This is a genomic window from Pseudonocardia autotrophica (genome assembly GCF_003945385.1).
In the GTDB taxonomy this organism is placed as follows: Bacteria; Actinomycetota; Actinomycetes; order Mycobacteriales; family Pseudonocardiaceae; genus Pseudonocardia; species Pseudonocardia autotrophica.
Genome location: NZ_AP018920.1, coordinates 3,586,816 through 3,612,653 on the forward strand (window position 1 = coordinate 3,586,816; position 25,838 = coordinate 3,612,653).

General features: G+C 76.3%; 1 protein-coding gene. It reads right to left on the reverse strand.

Features of this window, described 5'->3' with window-relative positions; genetic code table 11:
- Positions 1-25,755: a hypothetical protein gene (locus tag Pdca_RS16920; RefSeq protein WP_085912334.1), complete on the reverse strand. Its 25,755-nt coding sequence runs from the start codon at positions 25,753-25,755 to the stop codon at positions 1-3.
- Between the last annotated feature and the right edge of the window lie 83 nt (positions 25,756-25,838).

The following is a 25,838-nucleotide window of genomic DNA, read 5'->3' on the forward strand; positions in this document are numbered from 1 at the left end:
CTACGAGATCGGGTACTGCCCAGGGACGGTCGAGCGGCTGCCCGGTGGTCGGCGTCCGACGGCGGTGTCGGGCCTGTGGTGGTCGTACTCGCGGAACAGCGCCGACACCACCGAGCCGGCGCCCGGGCCGCCTGGGCCGGGCATCCGGGCCAGCACCAGCTCGAACGCCAGCGCGGCGGCGTCCCGGTCGTGCGCGGCGGCGTCCCGGGAGTGCGGGGGCCCGCGCGGCGCGGCCGGGTGGTGGAACCGGTGCTCGTGGCCGAGCACCCGGCCCGGCCACGAGGGGGCGAGCCGCCGCTGCCGGAGCAGCCGGATGATCTCGGCCAGCATCGGTTCGGCCATGACGGTCCGGCCGTCGTAGGTGTGCGCGACGACCTCGTCGATCAGCGCGGGCGGGACGCCCGCGGCGACCAGCTGCTCCGCCGCGACGATCGCCATCGATCCGGCGGCGACACCGGGCAGCTCCGCGCCGATCGGCCGTCCGAGTCCTCGGGTCCGCTCTGCGCCCGCGACCAGCGCGTCGTTCTCCGCGCGGGTCAGCGGGCGCAGCGACACCGGGCCGCTGCTGACCGAGGAGTAACCGGTGGAGGCCTCGACCGCGGGTGGCCCGGCGTCGGGGCCGGCCGGTGCCGAGCCGGGATCGGCCGGATCGATGGCGATCGGGAGGCCGCGCCCGGCCAGCGCGTCCCGGACGACCGCGGCGAACGGCCCCCCGCCCGCGGCGTGCAGCCGGCGCAGGTCGGGAAGGTGGTGCGCGGCGGCGAGCAGCTCGGGGGGCAGGCTCGCCAGTGCCGCGGCGTACCCGCCGTCGCGGACACCGTGCAGGGCGCCGTCCGGGGTGGCACGCACCGGCCCGGCCCCGGGCAACTCGACGACGACCGGGCGGCCGGACCCGATCGCGGCCCGCCGCGCGGCGGTCAGTGCCCGTGCCGGGTCGGTTCCCGGGGCCCGACCGGTCACCGGGCCCCCGGCCCGCGGGGCGAACGGCGAGGCGTGGCCGTGGCCGGTGCGCAGCCGCCAGCCGCCGTCGTCGTGGGCTGCGATCTCCTGGGCGGCGATGGCGGCGCTGAGGTCGCCGTCGAACAGGGTCAGGTGGGCGGTGCCCCGGTCCCTGGCGGTGACGGTGCGGCGCACCGTGGGCTCGTCGCGGTACCCGGTGAGCGTGCCGCGGCGGACCTCGACGACCAGGCTCAGATCCGTGCGGGCGGTGCCGCCCTTCCCGACGAGGATCAGGGTCGTCTCGGCGCGGGTCCCGGCGACCGCGGCTCCCCGGTGCCCGGCCTGGTCGCCGCCGGAGAGCCCGATCGATCCGGGCTCCCCGCCCAGCGTCGCGCCGCGGCCCAGCGGGGCCATCCGGGCGTCGGAGGTGCTGGTGGTGGTCTGCTCCTGGAACCGACGCACGGTGCGCTTGTCCAGGTCCCGGCCCTGGAGCAGGCGCTGCGCGCCGTGCGTGTCGGCGCGCACCACGACGTCGATGACGGTGCGCCCACCGACCGGGATCCGGTGGAACGTGTGCCCCTCTCCGGAGAGCATGTCGCGCAGGAACGCGGTGAGCGCGTTCGCGGCGAAGACGTGCTCCAGATCGGCGCGGTGATCCTCGGCGCGGGTGCGGCCCAGCATGGCGCGGGCGGCGAGCGCGTCGACGACGGTGTCGACCAGGCCGGGGGCCTCGACCGCCTCGGCGCTGTACACCCGCGGCAGGACGAGCGGGCGCGGGTCGACCGGGCCGCGGGCGTCCACCCGGGCCGGAGTGCCGGAGGCCCGGTCACCGGCGGGAACGGGGGTGGCGATCCCGCCGGGGATCAGCCGGACCAGGCTGCCGTCGAGCACGACGCGGGTGGCGGCGGCGGTGCCGCGGTCGAGCAGCGCAGCACCGCCCCGGACGCTGACGGTGACCCGCACGCTCTGGGCGATCCGGTCGGATCCGCCGAACGACGCGGTGCCGTCGAGACGGGTCCGCTGGGTGCTCGTCCCGCCGCCGGCGCCCCGGCTGTGGTCGGTGGACACCGACGCGCCGAGCCCGCCCTCCCCCGGTGCCAGGTCCAGGCTGGTGCCGCCGCCGGTGGTGCGCGACCGTGACGCGCCGCGGTCGTGCTGCAGGTAGCCGTAGTCCTGGATGATCTGCCCGGCCGCGGTGGTCGTGTCGAGCAGCCGGGCGTCGTCGACGAGGCGGGCGGTGATCCACACCTCGACCCGGCGGAGGCGGTCCGCGCCCGGCACCGCGACGCCGTCCGGACCCGTCTCGGGGATCCGGACCGGGACCTGCAGGCTGAACCCGTCGCGGTCCAGCATCGCGTCGATCTTGCCCCACCAGCGCTTGCCGGCCAGGTCGTTCCACAACCGCTGCCACAGCAGCGGGTCGTGTTCCAGGGTGCCCGGCGGCAGCTGCGCGGCGACGGCGTCGCGGACCTGGGCGAACAGCCGGGCCGGGACCCCGCCCGCGGTGCGCAGCGTCGCGGTCTCCAGCGCCGACCGGCCCAGCCGGGTCGCGAACGGCTCGGTGAGGCTCACCCGCTGCTCGTGTCCGGCGCGGGCGGTACCGGCCCGGACCCGTCCGGCCAGGTCGTGGCGCAGCAGCACGGGGTAGCCCGCGCGACCGGCGAACAGGGTGTCCAGGCGGGCGGTCAGGGCGTCGCGGGTCCGCGCGTCGAGCCGGCCGCCGGTGCGCAGGTAGCGGTCGAGCAGGCGGTGCACCGGGGCGTCGTCGATCGCGAGGTCGCCGTGGGCGAACCGGACGATCACGTCGCGGACCTGCGCGGCGGGCAGGTCCCAGTCGCCGCGGCCGTAGAGGTCGATCGCGTCGCGCTCGGGCAGCGCGAACACGACTCGGGCGCCATGCACCGCGGCCGGGGTGCCCCCGGCGACGGCGAGCCCCATCCCCAGCGGCGCGGTGTAGAGGTAGTGCAGCCCGGTCTCGATGGTGAGCCGCTCACGGCCCCAGATGCCCAGCCAGGACCGGTTCCGGCCGCCGTCGACCGAGCGGGACCCGTTCGGGCCGGCGGCGCCGGCGGTCAGCCCGGCGTTGACCGAGCGGGAACCCGAGGTCCCGGCCTGGCTGCCGCGGCTGGCCAGCGTCAGGTTGATGTCGCCGGTGACCAGCCCGGACACCCCGGCGAACCGGGCCCCGCCGAGCCCGGCGGACAGCTGCACCGGGGTGCGGCGGTGGCGCAGCCCGCGCTCCCGCACGGCGACCGCGGTGCGGTAGCCCTCGGCGAGCAGCTCCCCGAGGTGGGCGCGGACACCCTCGACCCCGAGCAGCTCCCGCAGGTGCTGCCCGGCCGGTGAGTCCGGATCGTGGGCGCGGCCCAGCACGGAGGCGGCGACCGCGTCGAGGTCCCCGGTCTCCAGCGCGAGCGGGGTCATCCGCTGGCGCACCTGCTCCGGCACGGACTGCGCGGCATCGGTGATCGGGTCGACGGCGGGCAGCCAGTCGCTGGGCAGGTACACCGTGGCCCGCCCGGGTGCCGACGCCAGCGGGGTCGCCGCGCCACCAGGCCCGAGGCGTTCGACGACGACCCGGTGGTCCAGCGCGAACGCCGCGGTCGTCGTCGTGGACTCCACCAGGGTGACCTGGTTGACCGTGTCCCCGACCGAGGTGCCCCAGCTGCGGCCCCGCGACCATCCGGCACCGCCGGTGATCCCGGACAGCCACCCGGCGCCCGGCTTCCACGACGCCGAGACCGACGCCCGCGCCGACCGCGACCCGCCGCGGGAACGGCCGGAGGTGTTGGACCCGATGTCGAGCCCGACCAGCGTCCACCGCGTGGAGTGGCCCAGCCAGCGCATCCGGTCCCAGTCGGCGTCCACCCGCACCCGCAGCGTGACGTGCTCGGGGCCGTGCATCCGGCGGTAGCGGCGCAGCGAGATGACGATGCCCTGCTGGGCGGCCTGGTCCAGGCTGCCCGCGATCCGCTCGTCGGTCAGCTGCTCGGCGACCTCGGTGGCGTTGGCCCACTGCACGGCCAGCTCGTCGCGGTCGCCCGTCCACCGGTTGCGCGTCGCGGGGGGCAGCAGGCCCTCGGCACGCAGCTGCCCGGTCACCCGGGCCCGCAGCTCCGCGGCCCCCGTCAGATCCCGGACCAGGCCGTGCCCGACCCCGCGGACCTGCCCGATCCCGGTCCCGATGAAGAACGGCTGCACCGCCCGCCGCCCGGGCGGGGCGCTGCGGCCGAGCTGTTCGCGCAGCACCGCGGCGCCCGCCCGGTCCCGGCGCACCGCGGCGGTGTCGATGCGCCGCACCGCGGCGGTGCCGACCTCCATGCCGTAGCGGAAGGCGTCCGCCTCCGGCATCCGCACCAGCATCCCGACGTCACCGGTGACAGGATCCGGGGTTTCGGCCGTCCGGTCCAGCCAGGTGATCCCGACGCTGTAGCGCAGGTCGAGCAGCTGGGCCTGGGTGTAGCCGGAGTAGCGGTGCACGCCCGGGTGGATCGCGTCGCCCCCGGCGTTCGCTCCCACCGACCACGACCGGGATCCGCCCAGGACGCCACCCGTCTCCACCCCGAGCCGAGCGGCGACCCGCCGCAGCACCGCGGGCAGCCGGCCCGACGCCTCACCGCCCACGCTGCGCCCCGACGACCAGGACCCGGACACCTTCGAGAACGTCACGTGCAGGTCCTCGAGGTGCTCCTTCGTGCTGCGGGTGCCGAACGCCCGGCTCGACTCCAGGCTCGCGCGCACCGTCAGTACCGCCAGCGGGCGGCCCCGGTCGTCGGACAGCACCGGCTGCCACCCCTCCGGGGCGTCGAGCAGCGTCGACAGCCGCGACGGCGACCCGCCGACCAGCAGCGTGCGCAGCTGCTCGCGGGTCGTGCTCCCGATCTCGCCGTGCCGGCCCAACCGGTCGGCGACCCGGTCGGTGAGCGTGTGCAGCCCGTCCGCCCAGATCGGCGCCGACAGCGGCAGCGCCTCCTTCGTGCGCGGGCCACGGATCCGCTCCGGCGGGCCCCGGGCCTCGTAGGTGTGCGGGATCCAGGATCGGACGACCGCGCCGCCGGTGTCCACCCGCACACCCTGCGACCACGCCGGACCCCGGTCCGCGCCCCGTACCGCCGCCTCCCAGTGCCCGCTCGTCTCCACCAGCACCGACGTGCCCCGGTTGTCGACGACGCCGCCACCGACCATGAAGCCGGCCGCACCACCGGACAGCGACTCGTTGCGGCCCGCGTTCGCGCCCAGCCCGATCGTCCCGGCCGCGCCGCCGGCGTTCCCGGACAGGGTGCGGGCGACGGTCGCGGTCACCGACCCGCCGGCCTGGGTCAGATCGCCCAGCATCAGCTGCGACGCCTGCTCGGTCACGTCGACCACCTCGACGCTGCGTCCCGGCACCCACCGCAGCGCCAGCTCGACTCCACCGCCCACACCCAGCACCAGGCCCTCCGCGCCGACGGCCGAGCGCCACCGCGCGGTCAACAGGTCGTCGAGGTCCTGCGCGGACAGCCGCACCGCCGCACCGGACTCGGCCAGCAGGTCCCGGACCGTGGCCCGCAACCCGGCCAGCCCCGGCAACGCGTCGGTGGGCACCCCGGCGGGCAGCGCAGCACGGTCCGGGACGGTGTCGGCCAGCGCCACGTCCAGCGCCCGAACCGCGGTCACGGCCCGGGCCGCCGCCGCACGGGCCGCATCGCGGGCACCGTCGCGGGCCTGCGGCGGGGTCAGCGCCACCGCCCGCAGGCTGATCCCGAGGCCCTCCAGCGCAGCCCGGGTCTCCTCGGCGGCAGCTGCGGCGGCCCGGTAGGCCCGCTCGGCCCGCACCAGCCGGGCCTGCCGCTCGCTCGCCTCGACCACCCCGGCCCTGGCGGCGCGGCGACGCTCGGCGGCGTGCCGGTCGTCACGCCCGCGGGCGGCGCGGGCGGCGGCCAGTTCGTCGATCTCGGTCGCGACCCGCGCGGCCGCGTCCCGCTTCGCCCCTGCCCGGTGGGTCAGCTCGACGTGCATCAGCTCGATCGTGCGGGTCAGCCCGGTGACCGTGGCCGGCCGGTCGCCGTCCGCCGCGGCCGTGATCTCGCCGGCCACCGCGTCGAGGTCGCGATGCAGGGCGGCCCGGCCCCGCAGCTCCCCGGTGACCGGGCCGCTCGCCAGAACCTCGCCCGCCACCCCGGCCCCGGCGCCGGTGAGCACCTGGCCGGTCAGCGCGTCGGCGCCACCGTTGGCGGCCAGCACCAGGTCCGCGACGCCGACGGCCGCGGCGGCCCGGTCCCCGCCCTCACCGTGCAGCACGCCGAGCGCATCCAGTACCCCGGACAGCGCCTGCCCGCGCACCAGGCCCAGGTGCGCGCCCCACCAGGCGACGACCTCGGCCCGCACCCGCTCGGCCGGTGCACCGGCCGACATCCGGCCCTGGAGCACCAGCACCTCCTCCCGCAGGTCGGACGCCGTGACCCGGATCCGGGCGCCGTCCGGACCGGCGGCGACGAGGCCGCCACGATGCCGGACCGGACGGCCGACGCCGAGCTGCTCCCCCGCCGCCAGCAGCTCGCCCAGGGCGGCGTCGCGGCCCGCGGCCAGTACCCGCTCCCAGCCCGGGCCGTCCATCAGCCCGGCCGGTGCGACCCCGGCGTCCAGGGCGGCGTCGAGCGCCGCGGTCAGCGCCCGCTCCGCCGGCTCCCGCCCCGGGCCACCGGGCCGGGTGTCGTCCAGGGCGCGGACCGCGCCGGCGACCGCGCGCCGCAGCCGGGCCCGCTCGGACCGGGCGTCCCGGACCTGCCGCAGGCGCTCGGCGGGGGTGCGGCTCCCGCCGCGCAGCCACACCGGCTGCCGCTGCCACGCCCGGGGCACGGTCACCGCGCGGACCGCGTCCCGGATCCCGGCACCGACCAGGTCGGCCAGCTCGGTCGCCGTCCACTCGGCCGGAGTGGCCGAACCGAGCACGACGCCCGGGTTGCGCAGCAGCGCCTCGGCGTACCCGGCCGGGGTCGCGCCGAACAGATCGGCCGGGCGGTAGCCCGCACCGTCGGTCACCAGCAGCCCGGCCGCGGCCAGCTCGGCCAGCACCCGCTCCAGCTCGCTCTCCCGCACCGCGTCCCGGGGCGGTGACAACGCCGCCAGCCAGGCCGGGACCCCCGGAGCCATCGGAGCGAGCAGATCCCCGGCGCGTACCGGGCCGCGCGCCGGCGCGTGGAGCCGAAGCCCCCACAGCAGCCGCCACACCGTCACCGGGTCGATCGCCGGCGTGGCGGGGGCGCCGGTCGGCGGCACCGCGAGCCACCGGGTCCGATGCCGCTCGGCCGCCCGCGCCGTCGCCGCGGCCCGCCGCGCCGACACCACCAGGCCACGCAGGGTCGCCGCGCTCGCCGCACCCACCGCGGCACCGGCCCAGAGTGAGCCGCTCAGGACACCCACCAGGACCGGGAGCCCTGCCAGCGCGATCCCGCCGAGGACGGGCGTGCCGGTCGCAAGCCGCAGGCCCGATCCCACCCGCCAGGGCAGCGCGGCGATCCGGGCGGCCCACCGGATCGCGCCGTCACTCGCGGCGGCCCGGGCGAGCATGCCCCGCCAGTGACCGTCCGCCCGGATCCCGGCGGCCGCGACCAGCCGTCGGTGCCGCTCGGCCGCCCGCTCCGCATCGTCGGAGGTCCGGGCGTGTGCCACCCGGTGCGCCGAGCGGGCCAGCCAGTACCCGTCGCCCAGTGCGCCCGGCAGCCGCATCCCGGCCCCGACGGACAGCCGGACCCCGATCCGCAGGTCACGCAGCAGCAGGCCGACGGTGTCACCGAACCGCGGCGCCGCGCCGCCGGCCGGGGAGCCGGACCGGAGACGACCACCCGCGGCGGCCGCATCGCCGATCCCGCGCACCGTGCCGGCCAGCGCCGTCCGGACACCCCGCACGGCACCGCGCAGCCCCGGGAGCAGGACCCGGCCCTGGAACGCCAGCAGCGCGACGACGACCGAGCCGCCGACCAGCCACGTCAGCGGGCCCGGTCCGCGGCCCGGCTGCACCGGGGAAGCGGGCGGCGCCGGGTCCGCCGGCGGGGTCGGCCGCCCGGTCTCCGTGGGGCGCTCGGTGGGCGACGGCCGCTCGGTCGGGGACGGCTCGGCGAGCTCCGGGCGGCCCGGCTCCGGGCGCGCCCCGGCCGGGATCCGCAGTTCCGTGCCCGGCAGGATCAGGTCCGGGTTCGCGCCGATCACGTCCCGGTTCGCCGCGTACAGCGCCGGCCACCCGCCCGGCACGCCGTGGTGCTCCGCGATCGCCTCCAGCCAGTCGCCCTCGCGCACGACCACCACGGGGTCGGTTCCCGAGCGCACCACCACGGCCGGTGCGACGGCGGGCGCCGGGCGCTGCTCGGCACCCGGGACGACCGTGTACGTCGGCCCCCGGCCCCCGGCGCCCGGGGAGCCGACCGCGTCCGCGGCGAACCCGAGTACCAGGGTCGCCGTGACGGCCGCGGTGACCAGCAGCCGCGCGGTCATCCGCCCGATCCGCCGGGCCCAGCCGCGCGGCGGCGCGTTCGGGGTCGCCTCCCCCGCCATCGGTGCCGGCGTGCCGGCGTCCGCGGCCGGGCCGTCCGGCGTGCCCTCGTCCCGGGCCGGCGGCACCGCCCCGGAGCGGTGCAGCAGCACGTACGCCACCCCGGCAACGGCCAGCGACGCGGTCGTCCCGATCAGCACCGGCAGCGAGTTCAGCTGGTACAGCGCCCCGTAGAGGCCCACTCCGAGCGCGCTCGCGACCGACATGGCGAACGTCGCCCGGGCCGGAGCCGTGTGGGCCGGGTTGCGCGCGGTGCGCGCCGCGTTCCACAGGGTGTAGAGCGCCTCCCCGCCGAACCCGACGAAGGTCGCGACGACGAGCCACTTCACCGCGGCGTTCATCGACACGATCGGGTCCAGCACCGAGTTCGGGCCGAACGCCGCGGTCAGCAGCGAGATCAGGGACAGCGCGACCGCCCAGGTGCCCGCCATGGCGGCCACCCGGAAGACCTTCACGGCCCGCGGGCCGTCCAGGACCATGTCCTGCTTCCAGGTACCCAGCATCGCCGGGACCAGCGTCAGCAGCGCCGTCACGTCGACGACCAGGAACGCGGCGGCCGAGGCCCGGAACTCCCACGACGAGGCGGGGTTGAGGACGCCGAACACGTGCAGCGGCAGGTTCACCGTGAACGTGCCGACGACCAGGGCCGTCCGGACGGTCCGCACCCAGCGGTTCGACGACAGCAGGGACGTGGCCGCGTTCAGCGTGCCGCGCACCTGGAAGGCGACCATCGCCGCGATCGCGGGCAGCGGCGCCATCAGCATCAGCGCGGCGCCCGCACCGACCACACCCACGGTCGCGATCCAGACCAGACCGCCCGTCGTGGCCGCCCAGGCGGCGGCCGTGTTCGCGGTGCCCGCCAGGCGGGCCCGCAGCGTGTCGGCGACGGCCGGCGGGCCGCGGTTGCCGGTGCCCGAGCTCATCATCCGGGCGTGGTCGGCGGCGGCCCGGTTCGCGAGGAGCGCGGCCGTCGCGGAACCGAGGACCGCGAGCCAGCCGACGATCCCCACCGGGGCGCCCGCGGCGGCGGCCCCGCCGGCGGCGGCCCCGGTCAGCACCACGACCGCCGCGGCGGCGCGGGTCAGGACCACCACCCGGATCCCGTCCGGGCCGGAACGATAGCGGGAGCCGAACTGGGCCATCGTGTCGTGCGGGAGTCCGCGGAGCGCGGTGAACAGCGCGTTCACGGTGGCGTCGTCCCAGCCCGTGCCGTGCCGCTCGCCCCAGGACCGCACCGCATCGGTGGCCGCCGCCCGGTCCGGCGCCCACGCGGAACGGAACAACTGCGGCAGGCCGGCGACCCCCAGCGGGCTGCGACCGACGTCGGCGACGACCGTGCCGGCCAGCTGCCCGACGGCGTGTCGGGTCAGGTCATCGGTGTTCTGCCGCCACAGCCGGTTCAGCACGAGCAGGGTGCGCTGCACCCGGGCCGAGGGGGTGTGCCCCTGCTCCACGGTGACCCGCGGCAGAACCGGCATCGCGGCCAGCTCCGCGGCCAGCCCGTCGGCAGTGGCCCGGGCTGCCGCCGCCTGCTCGCCCCGGTGTGCGATCCCCGCCCGGGCGCGCTCGGCGTCGGCCCGCCAGCTCACCTCCTGGTTCCGGCCGGGTCCCTTCGGTGCCGGCCGGTTCGCCCGGCTGAGCAGACCGGCCTTCTGCCGGGCCTCCAGGACGGCGAGACGCTCCAGCTCGGTGGCCCGGACCGCGGCCGCCTCCTGGCGGGCGGCCAGGTCGGAGCGCTGCGCCGCGGCGCGGAACGCCTGCTGGTTGTGCTCGCCGACGGCCCGGTGCCGCGCCCGTGCCTGCTCGACCCGCTGCGCCATCCGGCCGAAGTCGTGCCCGCCGTAGTAGGCGGTCCGCACGTCCGCGTGGTCCGCGCTCGTTCCTTCCCCGACACGGAAGCTCTCCGGGGCCCGCTTCGTGAAGGTCGTCCAGGCCCGCTCCGACATCGGCGCGACGGCCGTGGCGCTGCGCTCGGTCTGCAGCGTGGCATCGGGGTGGGTCTCGGCGACCGGTCGTACCCACCGCTGCCTGCCGTCCGCGTCGATCACGTACGTCAGGTAGTCCGGCCGCGCCGTCCGGACGAAGTGCTCCATCCGGGTGATGTGGGACGGCTGTGCGGCGTGGAGTTTCCGCATCGTGTCCCGGTGCACCGCGGCGACCTCCCGCGAGTGCGAGAGCAGCGACCGGAAGGACATGTACTCCCAGGCCAGCCGGTAGTCGAAGACGAAGACCGTCAGCGACGGCGGCAGCGGCGACCGCGGCGGGGACTGCGGCGGGGACTGCGGGGTGTCCGAGCTGCCGAACGGCACGAGGAGGTCGCCCGGTGTCGCCCGGACCGGACCGGGTCCGGTGGGCGTCTCGCCGATCGTCCGCACGGGGTTCGTCAGCGTGGGGGTCTCGCCGATCGCCCGCAGCGTCTTCGCCCCCGCAGGAGTCCCGCCCTGCGCGCCGAGGCCGGCACGGGGCTGCCCCGCGTTCCTGACCGGGAGGGTCTCCGCGCTCGGGCGGAGCGGAGCCGACACCGACTCCACCGCACCGGCGGAGCGGACGTTCATCGACTTCGCCGTGCCGTGGCCGGGCGGTAGCACTGCCAGATGCCCGGAGAACATCACCATGGCGGTGAAGGCGGTCAGTCCACGGAACGCGCTGGCGAACTGCCTGGGGGGCCGGGACAGGACGCCCGGCGTCGGGTAGGCAGCGCTCGCCGTCCGTTCCGCGACGGGGCGCGGGCCGGCCGCCTTCTGCGTGCCGAACACGGGTGCTCCGTGCAGGTCGACCCGCGGCAGCGCCGTCGGGCCGCTCATCCAGTCCAGCTCGTGCTGTGCCTGGAGCAGATCCTCGTACGCGCGGTTGAGCTCCACCTTCCGCGCAGCGCGGGCCGCGACCTCGGACGAGCTGTTCCACGTCCCCACCGTCCGCGCGTCGTGGGCGTCCGGCATCGTGTCCTTGGCCGTCTCGGCCTTGGCCGCGTCGTACCGATCCTGCAGGCGGGCGGCGTGGGCCGCCTGTGCCTCGTAGGCCACGTCGCGCACGACGTGCATCGTGATGCCGCCGCCCTGCGCTCCCTCGGTGGGGTGCGCGGCCGGGCGACCGTCCGGGGCTACCTCATCGTTCCGTCCTCCGTTGCGGTTGCGCTGCTGACCTGCCTGCTCCTGTCCCGCACGGCCTCCGTTCTCGTTCGTTGCGTTCCGAGTGGTCGTCGGGGTATCGGCGCCACCGTCGGTGGCACGCTCCGACGCGCGGGGCGCGCCGGCTTCGCCCGGGGCGCGGGCGGTGGCGGGGTCGGTTCCGTCCGCCGGAGGCCCGCGGTTCCGCGGGGGTCCCGGCGTCGATCCGCTCGCCGCCGTCGGCTCCGTGGCAGGGCGGCCCTGCTTCGGGCCCGGTCGATCGGCGGACGTCCCGTCCACCGTTCCCGGCGGCGGCTCGTGGCCGCCGGTGCCGGTGGAGCGTTCGGCGAGCACCTCGGCGTTCGTGCGGTTCGGCTGTTGCTTGGGTGGCGCAGCCGGGCCGGTGGGACGGTCGCGGTGCGGCTTCGGCACCTCACCGGCCGGTGCTCGCGTCTCGCCGGCGGGGGCGCGGTCGCCGATCGGCGCAGGGGGCCGGCCGGTTCCGACGCCGGTGACGCCGGCGCGGGACGGACCGCCCTGGGCAGCCGGCGCGCCGTTGCCGCGCCCCGTGGCGCCGATGCCCTGGCCGGTGGCCGCCCCGGAGCCCGAGACCGCCCCGGTGCCGGTACGGGTACCGATGCTCTGGCTCTGTCGGCCCTGTGCCCGGTCCAGCAGGCCCCGCGCCTGGCTCTGCAGGACCCGCGCCCGGCTCCCCAGCTCGCGCGCCTGGTTCCGCAGGTCCCGTGCCTGGCTCTGCAGACCCCGTGCCTGGTTGCCCAGCTCCCGCGCCTGACCCTGGTGGCCCCGCGCCTGGTTCTGCAACTCTCGTGCCTGGTTCTGCAGGGTCCGCGCCCGGTTCTGCAACTCTCGTGCCTGGCTCTGCAGCGTCCGTGCCTGGTTCTGCTGGCCGCGCGCCTGGTTCTGCTGGCCCCGTGCCTGGTTCCGCAGGTCCCGTGCCTGGTTCTGCAGGGTTCGCGCTTGAGTCCGCTGATCCCGCGCCTGGTTCCGCAGGTCCCGTGCCTGGTTCTGCAGGGTTCGCGCCTGGGTCCGCTGATCCCGCGCCTGGCCCCGCAGACCCCGCGCCTGCCCCTGTACACCGCGCGCCTGGCCCCGCAGGTCTCGCGCCTGCCCCTGCAGACCGCGCGCCTGGCTCTGCAGGGTCCGCGCCTGGCTCTGCTGCTGGGTACGCGGGTTCTGCGACCGGCTCCTCGGCGGCGCGGGGCGCTCCCCCGCCCTGGTCTGCGGCGTGGACCGCGCAGCGGGCGCACCGCGCTCGGTCCCGGTCCGGTTCTGGGTGGGCTGGCTGCGGGATCCCGGCTGCGTCCGCGACGTCGCGGGCCGCGGCGTGCCCTCGGAGGCGACCCGGGGTGCGCGCGGGCCCTGGATCCCGGTCGCCGGCTCCGCGGCCCGGTTGGTCGCGGGCAGCTCGCCGGCCACCGCCCCGGTCGGGGCGAGGGACTCGACGCGGGCGTCGGGCAGCTTCGCGCCGTCGCGGATGGCGACCAGTTCGGCGCGGGACACCGGCTGCGGGCCCTTGCGAGCCGGTGCGATCCGGGGCGGCTTCGCGCTCATCGCGACCGGCGCGGCGAGCATCCCCCAGGTCATCACCAGGTTTCCGATCTCGTACGCACCGTTGTCGTCGTTGGCGATGAACGTCGAGGTGTGGTCGACGGCCATGTAGCCGAACGTGCCCAGCGCCGCCGTGTTGCCTGCGACGGCCGCGTTGCGGTAGCGCAGGGACGACCGCGCCAGGTTGGCGGCCCGCACCTGGTTGCCCGCCGTGAGGGCCTTCGTCGCCGCGGTCCCCAGCTTGGTGGCGGGGATGCTCATCCCGACCGTGGCCACGGCCAACGTGTTCCCGGCGAGCGTCAGGTACGCGTTGCGGGCGCTCCGATCGCCGAAGCTGTTGCTCTGCCCGTGCTGGGCACGGTTGTACAGGGTCGCACCGGCGTCGATCGTGGTGACGATCGTGCCGCCGGCCAGCACCGCGGCACCGGCCATGCCGACACCGCTGCCGACACCCGTCCACCAGGTCGCGGCCCCGGCGGCCACCATGGGCACGCCGATGTAATAGCCCTTGTACTTCTCCCAGTGGCCCAGGTGGCGACCCGTGGTCGAGGTCATCTCGACCGGGCCGCCGGAGGCACCCCAGTCACCCGACGTCGAGATCTTCGTGTCCTCGCCGAAGATCTCGTTGTTGTTGCGGAAATCATCGAAGCCGCTGTAGTGGTGCCCGTTCGCGTCGATGTACCGGGTCTCGTCGTCCCCCGTCGCCTTGTAGACGTCGGTCATCCCGAGGTTGCCGTCCTCGTCCTCGAAGAGGATCCCCCGGCGTTCGACCGAGCCGTCCTCGCCGACGCGCTTCGCCGCCTCCCGGCGGGCGCTCGGCTCCTCGATGTCGCTGACCTTCACCTCGCCGTGCAGGAGCTCGCCGAGCAGCTCGTCGGCGTTGGCCCGGGCCGCCAGTTCCGCCCTGCGGTCCCGCGGGGTGTCACCCAGCGACTCCTCGCCCGCGAAGCCCTCGTCGAGGTACTGCTTGGACCGCGGATCGGTCACGGCGTCCAACGAGGGCTGGTTGAACGCGGACCTCTTCGCGTAGAAGATGTCGGCCCGACCGCTGGAGGGCAGCTGCAGCTCCCCCAGGGTCGTTCCCTGGGTACGGGAACCCTGGTCGCGGGCGATGGTGTTGTAGTTCAGCGCGACCGCGGAGCCGAGCTCCGCGTAGCGCTCCGCGAGGCGCTCCTGCCGCGGGTCGCCGGACTCCTTCATCTCCCGGCCCAGCCGCTCGCTGCGGGTCAGCAGGTCGTCCCACGTCCGGAGTTCAGCGGCCAGCGCGGTGTCACCGGCCGCCTCGGCCGCGGCGATGTCGAGCTGCCGCCGTCGTTGCGGGGAGAACACGACGCCGGAGCCGCCGACCTCCTTCAGGTGTGTGTCGGTGGCCGCGATCCGGTTCCGCACGCCGTTGACCGACTCGATCTCCTCGTTGATGCTCACCCGCTCCGTCTCGAGCGCCGCGTACTGCGCGGGGGTGGCGTTCGGGTCGTTCTGCAGGGCCGTCCGGCGGTCGGCGAAGGTCTCCTGTCGCCTGCTCAGCTCGTACTGGCGGGGCACCAGGGTCATCCCGGCGATCTGGGCGGCGTTCGCCTTCGCCCGGTCGGCCGGCGACAGCTCAACCGCGGGCGTGCCGTCCTCGGCGAGGCCCATCCCCCCGAAGCCCTCCCGGTGCCCGGGGATCGTGCCGGCGCCGCCGATCGCGTCCGCCTGGTCGCCGGCGATGTTCGGGCGCTGCCCGGCCACGCCGCGGACGGCATCGACGAGGCCGCGGGCGTGAAGGACCTCCGGTTCGGTCTTCGCGAAGTCGTCGATGACCCGCAGGTGCTCCGGGGCGACGGCCGTCCCGTCCCGGTTCGCCTGCTCCTGCGCGGTCAGCGCCTCGTCCAGGGCGCGCGCCCGGGGTCCGTTCTCCGTGCGGTGGATCTGCAGCGTGCTGAGCGCGCTGCCGACCTTCAGGACGGCGCTGTCCTCCTGCGCCGGGGTCATCTCCGGCAACGCGTCCTGGTACTGCGCGTAGAGCTCCGGATTCTCCTCCTGCAGTGCGCTCAGCTCGGACGGGTTCAGCGGCGGGAGCGGGTCGCCGGGCTCGAGCCCGAGGTGGTGGGCCAGCTCCCGGTCGACCGCGGTGTCCTGGGCGGGACGGGTGAACGTGGGGTCGATGGCCGGCATCCAGGAGGCGTCCGGGTCGGCGATCCAGCCCAGCTCGGGCAGATCCGGGGACGTGGTGCACTCATCGGCGCCCGCGCGGCAGCCGAAGCCGATGTTCTGCTTGCCGTCCTTCGTCGGGTAGAGCAGGTAGCCCTCGCCCTCCAGCGAGTGGCCGGCGACGTTGGTGGACCTGCAGTCCACTCCTCGGCAGACCGCGCCGCCGCCGGGCCCGTAGTTCATCCCGATCTGGCAGCCGTCGGCGCTGGTGCCGGCCTTGCAGCTGGTGGAGTTGCCGTACGGGTCGGTCCAGGTCTGGGACGCGTCGGGGTCGCCGAAGAAGACGACCGACGCGGTCTCCGACGAGGTCTGCCCCTCCCGGATCATCGGCTCGTCGATCCGGCAGTTCGGGCAGTTCTGCTCGGGGGCCTGCGCCCAGTCCGGCCGGGTCAGGGTGCAGTCACCAACACAGCGGATCCGGCCACCGTCGCCGGCGGCGTCCGGGGTCGTCACCTCGACCCGGTTGTTGCTTCCGGAGACGATCTGCTCGGGCAGGTTCAAGCGCGTCTTAGCCGCCTCGAGTCGCTCCTCGTCGGTGAAGGTGTGCACCTGCCTGCCCCGGTTCTGGTCGATCCGGTAGCCCTCGTGCAGCGAGATGTAGCCGGTCTCGGTCGTGCCCAGGCTGTAGTGGCCGGAGTTGCCCTCGCCGTCGCGGCTGATGATGGTGGTGACGTTCTCGCTCGGCTTGAACGCGACGCCATCGGCGTGCACGACGTCGCCTTCGGCCGAGGTGAAGGTGCCCTCCCCCTGGAAGCTGATCCGGGCGGAGTTGCCGGCGCCGTCGCGGCCGGTGATGTCGCCCGAGGGGCCCTTGATCACCAGGTGGTCCCGGCCGCCGCTCTCCGGGACGCCGGCCCCCTGGGTGGCGCCCTGGTAGATGCAACCGCTGTTGCAGGTGCTGTGCACCGGCGAGCCCTTCGGGCTGCTCATCCGGAACGAGTTCTGCACCTCGGCCGGCTTGCGGCTCTCGGAGTTGGTGTAACGCACGGTCTCGCCGGTGCGGCCGTCGACCATCCGGCCGGTGCCGCGGACGTGGCCCGAGCCGTTGCCGTCGGCGTCACGGTGCAGCCCGACGCCGTGCGAGCCGGACACGGTGTCCTTCTCGTCGGCCCCCCGTTCGATCGGCAGTGAGCCGTGGAAGCCCTCGCGCGGGTTGTAGCGGACGGTCTCGCCGTCCTCGGTCCTGAGGGTGGCCCCGCCCGAACAGCCGTCGCGGCAGGTCTCGGTGGTGACCTCGTCGCCGGAGGACTTCACGCTCAGAACGGGGTTGCCGTTCTCGTCGAACCTCCCCTCGATGCCGCGGTCGTTCTCGCCCATCTCCTCGATCGGGATCGACCCACGGTCCGGATCCTGCTGCTCGGCCTCCTGCTGCTGCTGGGCGGCGGCCTGGTCGCGCAACGAGGGGGCGGTGATGACGCCGGTGTTCGATCCGCTCTGGGTGAAGTTCGCGCAGTCCCCGGAGCAGGTGGCGCCACCGCCACCACCCGGGCCGGCCACGGCCCACGCGGAGACCCCGCAGCCGCCGTTGCCGCTGCCCGAACAGGTGCCCTCGCCGTGCGCGTTCCAGGCCATGCCCGGCTGGTCCCAGCTGGGTGCGGTCTCGGCCCTGTCCTCGGCCTCGGCGTGCGCCGAGTAGCTCGACGAGCAGTTCGCCGCACCGGAACAGGACGCCGACGCCGACGCCTGACCCGGGCTCGCCGATGCCTGCGCCGACACCGACACCCCACCGCCACCCTGCCCACCACCACCGGAACCCGACGCGTTCGCCCGGGCCCAGTTCGGCCCGTGCGACGCCGACGCGGACGCCGACGCGGAGTAGTCGTGCCGGCAGTTCGCCGCACCCGAACAGGACGCCGACGCCGACGCCTGACCCGGGCTCGCCGACGCCTGCGCCGACACCGACACCCCACCAGCACCCTGCCCACCACCACCGGAACCGGACGCCGACGCGGAAGCCTGGGCGCCCGGGGCGGACGCCGACGCCGACGACGACGCCGAATAGGAGTGCCGGCAGTTCGCCGCACCCGAACACGACGCCGACGCCGATGCCTGCCCGGGACCGGCCGTGGCCTGTGCGGTGACCGCGACCCCGCCGCCACCCATGCCACCCCCGCCGGATCCGGACGCGGACGCGGTCGCGGTGGACCCACCGGCCGAGGCCGAGTCGCTGACCTGTGCGGAGTAGGAGTGCCGGCAGCTGGTGCCCGCACTACCGACACACGACGACGACGCCTGAGCGGCCCCACCACCGGCAGCGGCGGCGGCGCTGGTCCGGACGAACCCGGACCCACGGCCGCCGGACCCGCGCCCGGCCGCGTCGGCCTGCGCGGCCGCCCCGGCCGCAGCGGTGCTGGAGGCGGAGTAGCGGTAGGAGCAGCCCGACCCGGCGCTGCCCTGGCACGCCGCGGCGGCGATCGCCCCGTCCGACCCGGCCTGCGCGGACGCGGCGGTGGCGCACCAGCCGCTGCCGGCGCCACCGGAGGCGGAACAGCGGGCCGAGGCGTCGGCCCGGTTGCCCGGCGCACGCTCCGACGCGGTCGAGCGGGCGGAGTAGGAGTGCCGGCAGTTCGAGCCCTCGGTCGCCGTGCACACCGCGGAGGTCTGCGCCCCGTCGGCGGTGGCCCCGGCCTGCCCGGCGGAGCGGCACGCACCGTCGGGGCCCGCGGTGCACGACGTCGCCGAGCGCGCGGCGTCACCCCCGGCGTCGGCGACCGCGCGGGTGCGGGTGCTGCAGCCCTCACCGGTGCACTGCGCGGTCAGCTCGGCGTTGTCCTGCGCGGTGGCGCCGCCGGTGGCGACCTCGCAGGGGCCCTGGTCGCCGCAGGTCGCGGTGGCGATTCCGTGGGCGAGCCCGTCGCGCGGGGTCACCGTCCCGGCCCGCAGGTCGGGGGCGATGGTGGCGGGATCGTCGGTGCTGAGCGTGGTGCTGAGCCCGCGCACCGGGCAGTCGTCCTCCCCGGAGCGGCAGGCCCCGGACGCACCGGCGGTGGTCGCCCCGGTCGCGCCGGTCCCGGTGCCGGACAGGGTCAGTGACCCGTCGGTACCGACGACGGCCCGGCAGCCCTGCGCACGGCCGTCGCAGCTGGTGGCCGACTCGGCCAGGCCGACGCTCGCGGACCGGCCCGCGACGCGGGGGACCTCGATCGCGGCGACCGCCTCGTGGGCGGTCCTGGCCCGATCGGCGGCGGCCGCGGCCTGCCCGGCGGCGGTGTCGGCCCGTCCGGCAGCGACGGCCGCAGCCCGTTCGGCGGCCACAGCCCGCTCCTCGGTTGCGGCGGCGGCCCGCTGCACGGCGGCGTCCTCGGCGGCACGTCCGTCGAGGACCCCGCCGGACCTCTCCGCGGCCGCGCGGGCGGTGTCGGCGTCCGTGCGGGCGGTGCCGGCGGTCCGCTCCGCGGCGCGGGCGGCCGCGGCCGCGGCGCGAGCCGTCTCCTCCGCGGTGCGAGCGGCCTCGTCGGCGGTGCGAGCCGCGGTGTCGGCGGCGGCCTGGTCACGGCCGGCGCGGGCGGCGGCGATCGCGGCCTCGGCGTCGCCGTCGACAACGGTGGCCGAGACGGTGTCGGACGATGCGGCACCGCGGCACGAGCCGTCGGGGCAGTCCAGGGCGGCGGTGGCGTTCGTGGCGCCGCTGCGGGTGCCCTTGATCGTCGGGTCGGTGACCGCCGAGGCCCCGGCCTGCACCGCGCACCCGGCCGCACCGGACGTGCAGCTCGAGCGGGAGCGGGAGTCGGAGACGGCGTCCCCGGCCGGGGTGGCGGAGCGGGCGTGGCCGGTGACGGTGGCGGTGCAGCCCGGCCCGGCGCACTCGCCGGAGGCCTGGGAATCACTCGTCGCCGCGGGTGCGTTCTCGACCGTCGAGCGGGCGGCCTTCTGCGCGGTGGTCGCGGCCTTCTCGGCGGTGGTGGCCTTCTTCTCCGCTGCCGTGGCCTTCTTCTCCGCCTCGACCCGGTCGGTGCTCGCCGCGCGGCGCTGCTCGGCGGAGGCGAACGGGTTGCTCGCGACACGCTCGGCGCGCGCGGCGGCGGCGTCCGCGGCCCCGCGGAGCCGACCGGCTTCGTCGGTGGCGGTGTCAGCGGTGCTGCGGGCGGTCTCGGCGGCCTCACGACGCTGCAGGACGATCACGTCCGCAACGACCTGGCCACTGCCCGCGATGGAGGAACTGGTGCCCCGGCATCCGGTGCCGGCGCTGGAACAGGTGCTGGTCGAGGAACTCGCATCGGCCGGGGGACCGCGCGCACCCTGGGCACCGACATCGCGGCCGGTGTCCTCGGTGCCCGAGGCGGAGCTGCGCACCGTGCCCCGGCAGGAACCCTCGCCGCCGGCGCAGTCGAGCACCGCGGAGGCGTTGGTCCACGCCGAGGCACCGGACACGCTGGGGGCGGCGTTCGCGCCGGCACCGGGCGATCCGGTCGGCAGCGTCGCCGGGGGCTGGTCGCCCTGAGCGGGCTGCTGCGCCGGCTCGGCGGGCTGCCGGTCGGCGGCCTGCTCGCTGTGGCCCTGGTAGACGGTGGCGTTGCTGCTGGACCGGCCCTCGACCAGTGCGGCGATCACCGAGGCGTCCGGGCCGGCCGAACCACCGGAGTTGCTGACCGCCCGGCACCCGTCCGCCGTACCGTCGCAGGATCCCGACCCGTGCGAGCCGCGGGTCCGGTCGTCATCGGTCCCCGAGGCCGCGCTGCGCACCGTCCCGTCACAGACGGTGCCCGCGGCGCAGTCCAGCGCGGCACCCGACGCCGACGCCGCCGACGCCCCGTTCTGCTGCGCCTTCGGGGTCTGCGACGGGTCGCCGGACAGGCTGCGGGCCGCGCCGGGTCCGGTGGAGGCGACCGAGGTGGTCTGCGGGGAGCAGCCGCCGCCGGTGCCCGAACACGACGCCGACCCGGTGGTGGTCCTCGGCTTGCCGGTGGCGGGGTCGTGGCTGGTCGCGGTGCTGGTCGCGGTGCCCGAGCAGCGGGTCCCGGCTGCGCAGTCCACCCGGGCCGAGGAGGTCGACGTCGCCGACGGGCCGGTGCCGGGCTTCTGCCCGTCGAGGGTCCGCTCGGGTCCCGAGGAGCCCTGCGAGCGGGTCTGGGCGTGGCAGCCGCCGCCGGTCACGGTGCAGGTCGCGCCACCGGTGCTCGACTTCGCACGGCCGCCGTCGACATCCGCGTCGGCGCCGGAGACCGTGCTGGTGACCTTCCCGGAGCACGTGCCGGCGCCGTCGGCGCAGTCGGCGGTGCCGGTCACATCGGAGGTGCTGGCCAGCCCGGCGGGGATGTCACCGGTGGCGGCGCGCGCTCCGGTCTGCGCGGTCGAGGTGCTGTCGCACGTGCCGCCGGTGGTGGTGCAGGTTCCGGACCCGGTCGCGGTCTTGAGCGTGGCCGCGGTGATGGTGCCGGTCTCCGGGTCGGTGACCCGGTCGCCGGAGCCGGCACTGCGCGTGGAGGAGGTGCCCTTGCCGGTGCAACCGGTCGTGCCCGCCGAGCAGTCCACACTCGACGACGACCGGCTACCCGTGTCCCCGTCGGTGTCACCGGTGCCGAGACCCGCGAACCCGGTGCCGGGGGTGCCGTCCGGGGTCGAGGCGTCCGAGGAGCTGCCCGCGGTGCACCGGCCGGCCTCGGCGGTGCAGTCCGCCGCACCCGAGGTCGTCCGCACGACCGGGGCGGTGATCGCCTTCGTGTTCGCGGCTCCGGTGGTGGCACCGGTGCCGGCGGCCTCGGCCGCGGCGGCCGTGCTCCCGGTGCCGGTCGCGGGCGTCGTGGTCTCGGTGGTGACCGGACGCTCACCGGCGGCCCGGGTGGTGCTGCGGCCGGTGCCGGTGCAGCCCTCGCGACCGTCGCAGTCGACGACCGCCTCGGCCTGGCTACGACCCGGACGGTCCGTACCGGCGAACCCGTACCGGTCGTGGGAGCCCGGCCCGCCCGGCAGCGACGCGCTGCGGGCCTGGCAGCCACCACCGGTGACCTCGCACCGCGCGGTGCCCGCGGTGGCGCCCTCCGCCGGCGTCACCGCGGCCTGCGTCTGCGCGGCCTGCGTCTGCGCGCCGGTCCCGGTCGTGCCGGTCTCGGGGGTCGTGCCGGTCGTCGCGGCCTGCGGGGTCGTCGCGGTGGAGGTCTCGACCTCACCGCCGGTCTCGACCGAGGCCTGCCCGGTGCAGCCGCGCTCGGTGGCGCACTCGACCGCACCGTTCGCCCGGGCAGGGGTCCACCCGTCGCCCGGGGACGCGGTGAGCCGCAGCCCGCAGCCCGCGGCACCCGCGGTGCACGACGCCGACGCCGACGCCGTGCGCTCCTGCTCCGACACCGCGGCCGGCCCGGTGCCGGCTCGCTCGGCGGAGACCTGGCCGGTGCAGCCGGCGCCCGTGCAGCCGGCTTCGGCACCCCGCTCGCCCACCGTGGATCCCAGCCGGCAGTCGCCCTTCGCGGTGTCGCAGGATGCGTTCGCGGTGGTCGTCGCGTTCTCGCTGCCCGGACTGGTGGTCGGACGCTCACCGGTGGTGCTGGTGGCGCAGCGCGGGTCGGAACCGGTCAGGGTGCACGACGCGGACGCCGTGTTCGCGCCCTTTCCGGCGGTGACCCCGCAGGAGGAGACCCCGGCCAGCGCCCGGCAGTCCTCGGTGTCCCGCTGCTCGGCCGCGCGGCCGTCGCCGAACGCGCTGTGGTACCCGGCCGTGCGGACACGGTCGTCGCGCCCGGCCCCGGTCCCGGGTTCACCGGGATCGGCGGCCTCGCCGGGAGCGCGGGCGGCGCAGGAACCGAACGCGCCGCTGGTGGTACAGCCGGCGGCGGCGTCACCGTCGAGATCGACGCCGGTGTCGTGGCCGGAGGCGGCGGCGAGCCGGTCGGTGGCGTCGTAGACCTCGGCGGCGCGTTCGTCGCGGGCGGCCTCGGCCTTGTCGTAACGGGCCTGGGACAAGGTGCCGGCCTCGACCTGCTTGCGCTGGGAGGCGAGCTTCTTGTCGGTGGTGGTGAGCTCGCGGTGACCCGAGACCACGTCGTCGACCAGGGCGGCGCGCTCGGGCGAGAGGGCTGCGGCGTCGTCCTCGACGCGCTGCTCCAGTTCGCGCTGCTCCGCCTGGGCCTCGGTGTAGGACGCCTTCGTGGCCTTGCCGGAGGCCACCTTCTTCTTCGTCGCCGCCAGGTCCTTGCGGCCCTGCTCGACGTCCAGGCGGCCCTGCAGGACCCGATCGGTCTGCTCGGAGGAGTCGGAGTACCAGTAACCTCCGCCGGTCGGAGGGCCGCGACCGTCCACGGTCAGCTCGTCACGACCGTCGCGGACGCCGTCCGCGCAGCCGTAGCCGGCGCAGCCGCGGCCGATCCGGGCCTGGGAGGACTCGCCCAGCAGATCGATGGCGGGCCCGTCGAGACTGGTGTCGTCGCCGTCGTTCGCCGCCCCGGGGCCGACCCGGTCGCGCTCACCGGACCGCGGCACGAGCACGCCATCAGGGGTGTGCTCGCCCGGGAACTCCCGAGCGTGTTGCGGGGCACCGTCCCCGACCGAGGCCAGGAACTGCTCGGCCAGCTGCAACCCGGCATCGACCGCACCCCGGGCCACATCGAGCACCGCGCCCACCACAGGGCCGGCGCCGTGCCGCTCGGCGCCGGACCCGGCCCGGTCGAACGCCTCGTCCGCCGCGGCACGCACCTGCGACAGGGCCTGACGGGCCTGCTCCCGGCCCCCGGACCAGGCCTCGCGCACCAGCTCGTCCGAGCCGTCGCGCAGCACCGGCGTGCGGGCCTCGCCCCGGGCGTCCTCGACGGCCTCCCGGACGGCCTCACGCAGCGATCCGTCCGACGCACGCCCGTCCCGGTCGGCCCATTCGGCCCGGTCCGCCCCGGCGCGGTCGACCAGATCGGCCCGATCGACCAGATCCGCCCACCCGGCCCGATCGAGACCGGCCCGACCGATCAGATCCGCCCGGTCACCCCGGTCACTCCGGTCGGCACCGGACCGCTCGGCCAGGTCGGTCAGGTCGGACAGGTCCACACCAGTGCGCTCGGCCAGCCGGTACAGCGACTCCCGACGTTCCGGCTCCCGACGTTCCGGCTCCCGACCCTGAGGAACCTGCCCGGCCACACCGCTCGCGACAGCCCGCTCGACCAGACGCTGCAGTGACTCGCGACCGGCACCGGTCCACTCCCGGTGGTCCGCGTCCAGCCCGGCTCGGCGCAGGGCGTCCAGGACCTGCGTGCCGGCACGCCCCGTCTGCTCCCCCGCCATCCGGTGCGCCTGCGCCAACGCCGCCCGGAGCTCGTCCGATCCGGCCCCGAACCCGACGCTCCGGCCACCGTCGAGGATCGCGCGCTCGACCACACCCGCCGTCGCCGGGTCGGTCCCGGCCTGCCCGGGACCGGCCACGACCCGCTCGTCCGGCTGCCGGGCCGAGAGCAGCTCACCGACCACGGTGAACGCCTCATCGGTCACACCACGGGCATCCGACAGAGCCCGCCGCAACTCGGAGGGCGCCCCGGGACCCGACACGGTCCGTTCCGCCGCCGCGCCGCTGCGCCCGAGCACCTGCTCGGTGACCTGCCGCGCCTGCTCCAGAACCTGCGACGACCCGACCGTGCCTCCGGCACCGCGCTGCAACTGCGCGGCGACCGCACGCTCGATCTCCGCGATCGCCCGTCCGGACAGCTCCCCGGCCTGGCCCGGCGCCGCCCCATCCACGGCGGTGCCCGTCTCGACCGCACGCTCGATCACCCGGCCGAGCGCGCCACCGTCGATACCGACGTGCTGCACCCGTGCCGTCGTCCGCCCGGCCGGATCGGTCGCGCCGTTCGTGTCCTCGGACCGCAGCCCCTCGACGGACCGCAGCCCCTCGACGACGGCCCGTTCCGGCGACCGGCTCGACACCCGCTCCACGGCGTGTCCGGCGATCTCGAGCCCCATCGGCGGTGCGCTGTCACCGGTGACGTGGGCCCGGTCGAGGACCTCCTGCACGGCGGCGCTCACCCGGTGCCCGGGGATCTCACCCGGCTGCTCCGCGGAGTCGCCCATCCGGTGCACCGCCGCCGGCGCGCGCTCCACCCGGTCCCGGGTCGGCGTGTCCGCCTCGTCGACGATCCGGTCGGCACGGGCGAGCGTGCCCTCCGCGGCCCGTAGCGCCGCCGCCGCCGACGGTCCGGCCGTCGCCCCGTCACGCGTCGCGTGGTCGCGAGCCGGCTGCTCGGTCGTGGCGCGGCCGGCGGTCCGCACGGCGTCGGTGACGATCCGCTCGACGTCAGCCCGCAGCGCCGCCCCCGCCCGCTGCGCGTCGGAGTCGTGCGACCCGTGCCGCTGCGCCGCGGCGACGACCGGCGCCAGGTCCCGTCCGACGCGCTCGACGACCCGGCGGGCATCGGCTCCGGCGTCACTCCCGGCCTGCTCGGCCGCCTCGGGGGCCAGCTCGACCGCCCGCCCGGTGGCCCGCTCGGCGATCGTGCCGGCCACCTCCCGCACGCCGGCCGCCTTCGCCCCGGCACGTTCCCCGGCAGCGTCCGCTGCCGCAGCGGCCTTCTTCTCGACGACCTTCCGTGCGTGCGCCGCCTTGTCGGCAGCGGGCTTCTCCACCGCCTTCTCGACGGCACGCTTCTGCACAGCCGAGATCTGCCCGGGCGAGGCCTGATCGGCGGCATCGGCAGTAGTCGTCGTGGCCGCGGTCGTGGCCGCAGCAATCCTCTCGGTGGCCTTCTCGGTGGCCTTTTCGGTCTTCTGCGCGACCTTCTCCTGCGCAGCAGCGACCTTCTTCTCCACCGCCCGCTCAGCGGCGGTGACCCGCTTCTCCGCGGACTTGCGAGCGGCGGCCGTCTTCTTCTCCACCTTCTCGGCGACCCGTTCCGAAGTGGCCGCACCATCGGAGCCGCGGTCACCGGAACTCGACGACGCGGAACGCTTCGGCTGCGCCGCGGAGCCGGACCGCTCGGCCCGCTCCCCATTGCCCCGCTTCGAACCACTGTCGGACTTCCGGGCGCGATCCGACTTCTCGCCGCCGGACTTCCGGCCGTCGTCCGACGACGCCGAGCCGCGGTCGGACTTCTTGTCGTTGTCCGACTTCTTGTCGTCGCGGTCGGACTTCTTGTCGCCGTCCGACTTCTTGTCGCCGCGGTCGGACTTCTTGTCGCCGTCCGACTTCTTGTCGCCGCGGTCGGACTTCTTGTCGCCGTCCGACTTCTTGTCGCCGCGGTCGGACTTCTTGTCGCCGTCCGACTTCTTGTCGCCGCCGTCGGACTTCTTGTCGCTGTCCGACTTCTCGTCCCCGCCGGACTTCCCGTCGGGCGAGTCGGCCGTCGACGACGACACCAGCTCGACACCCGCCACCCGGGACGGTGCCCCGGAGGAGAGGAACCAGGCGGTCGCGACCCCGCCCAGAACCACACAGGCGACCAGCGCCGCACGCAGCACGACCGACAGGACGACGCCGCAGCGGCGCTCCCTGCCCATCGTGAACGTGCGCACCATCGGAAGACTCCAACCAGAAGAGGAGGACCAGCGAACGGGCCGCGAGTGCGGGCCCGCCGGAGAAGACACCGGCCGGGCGACCG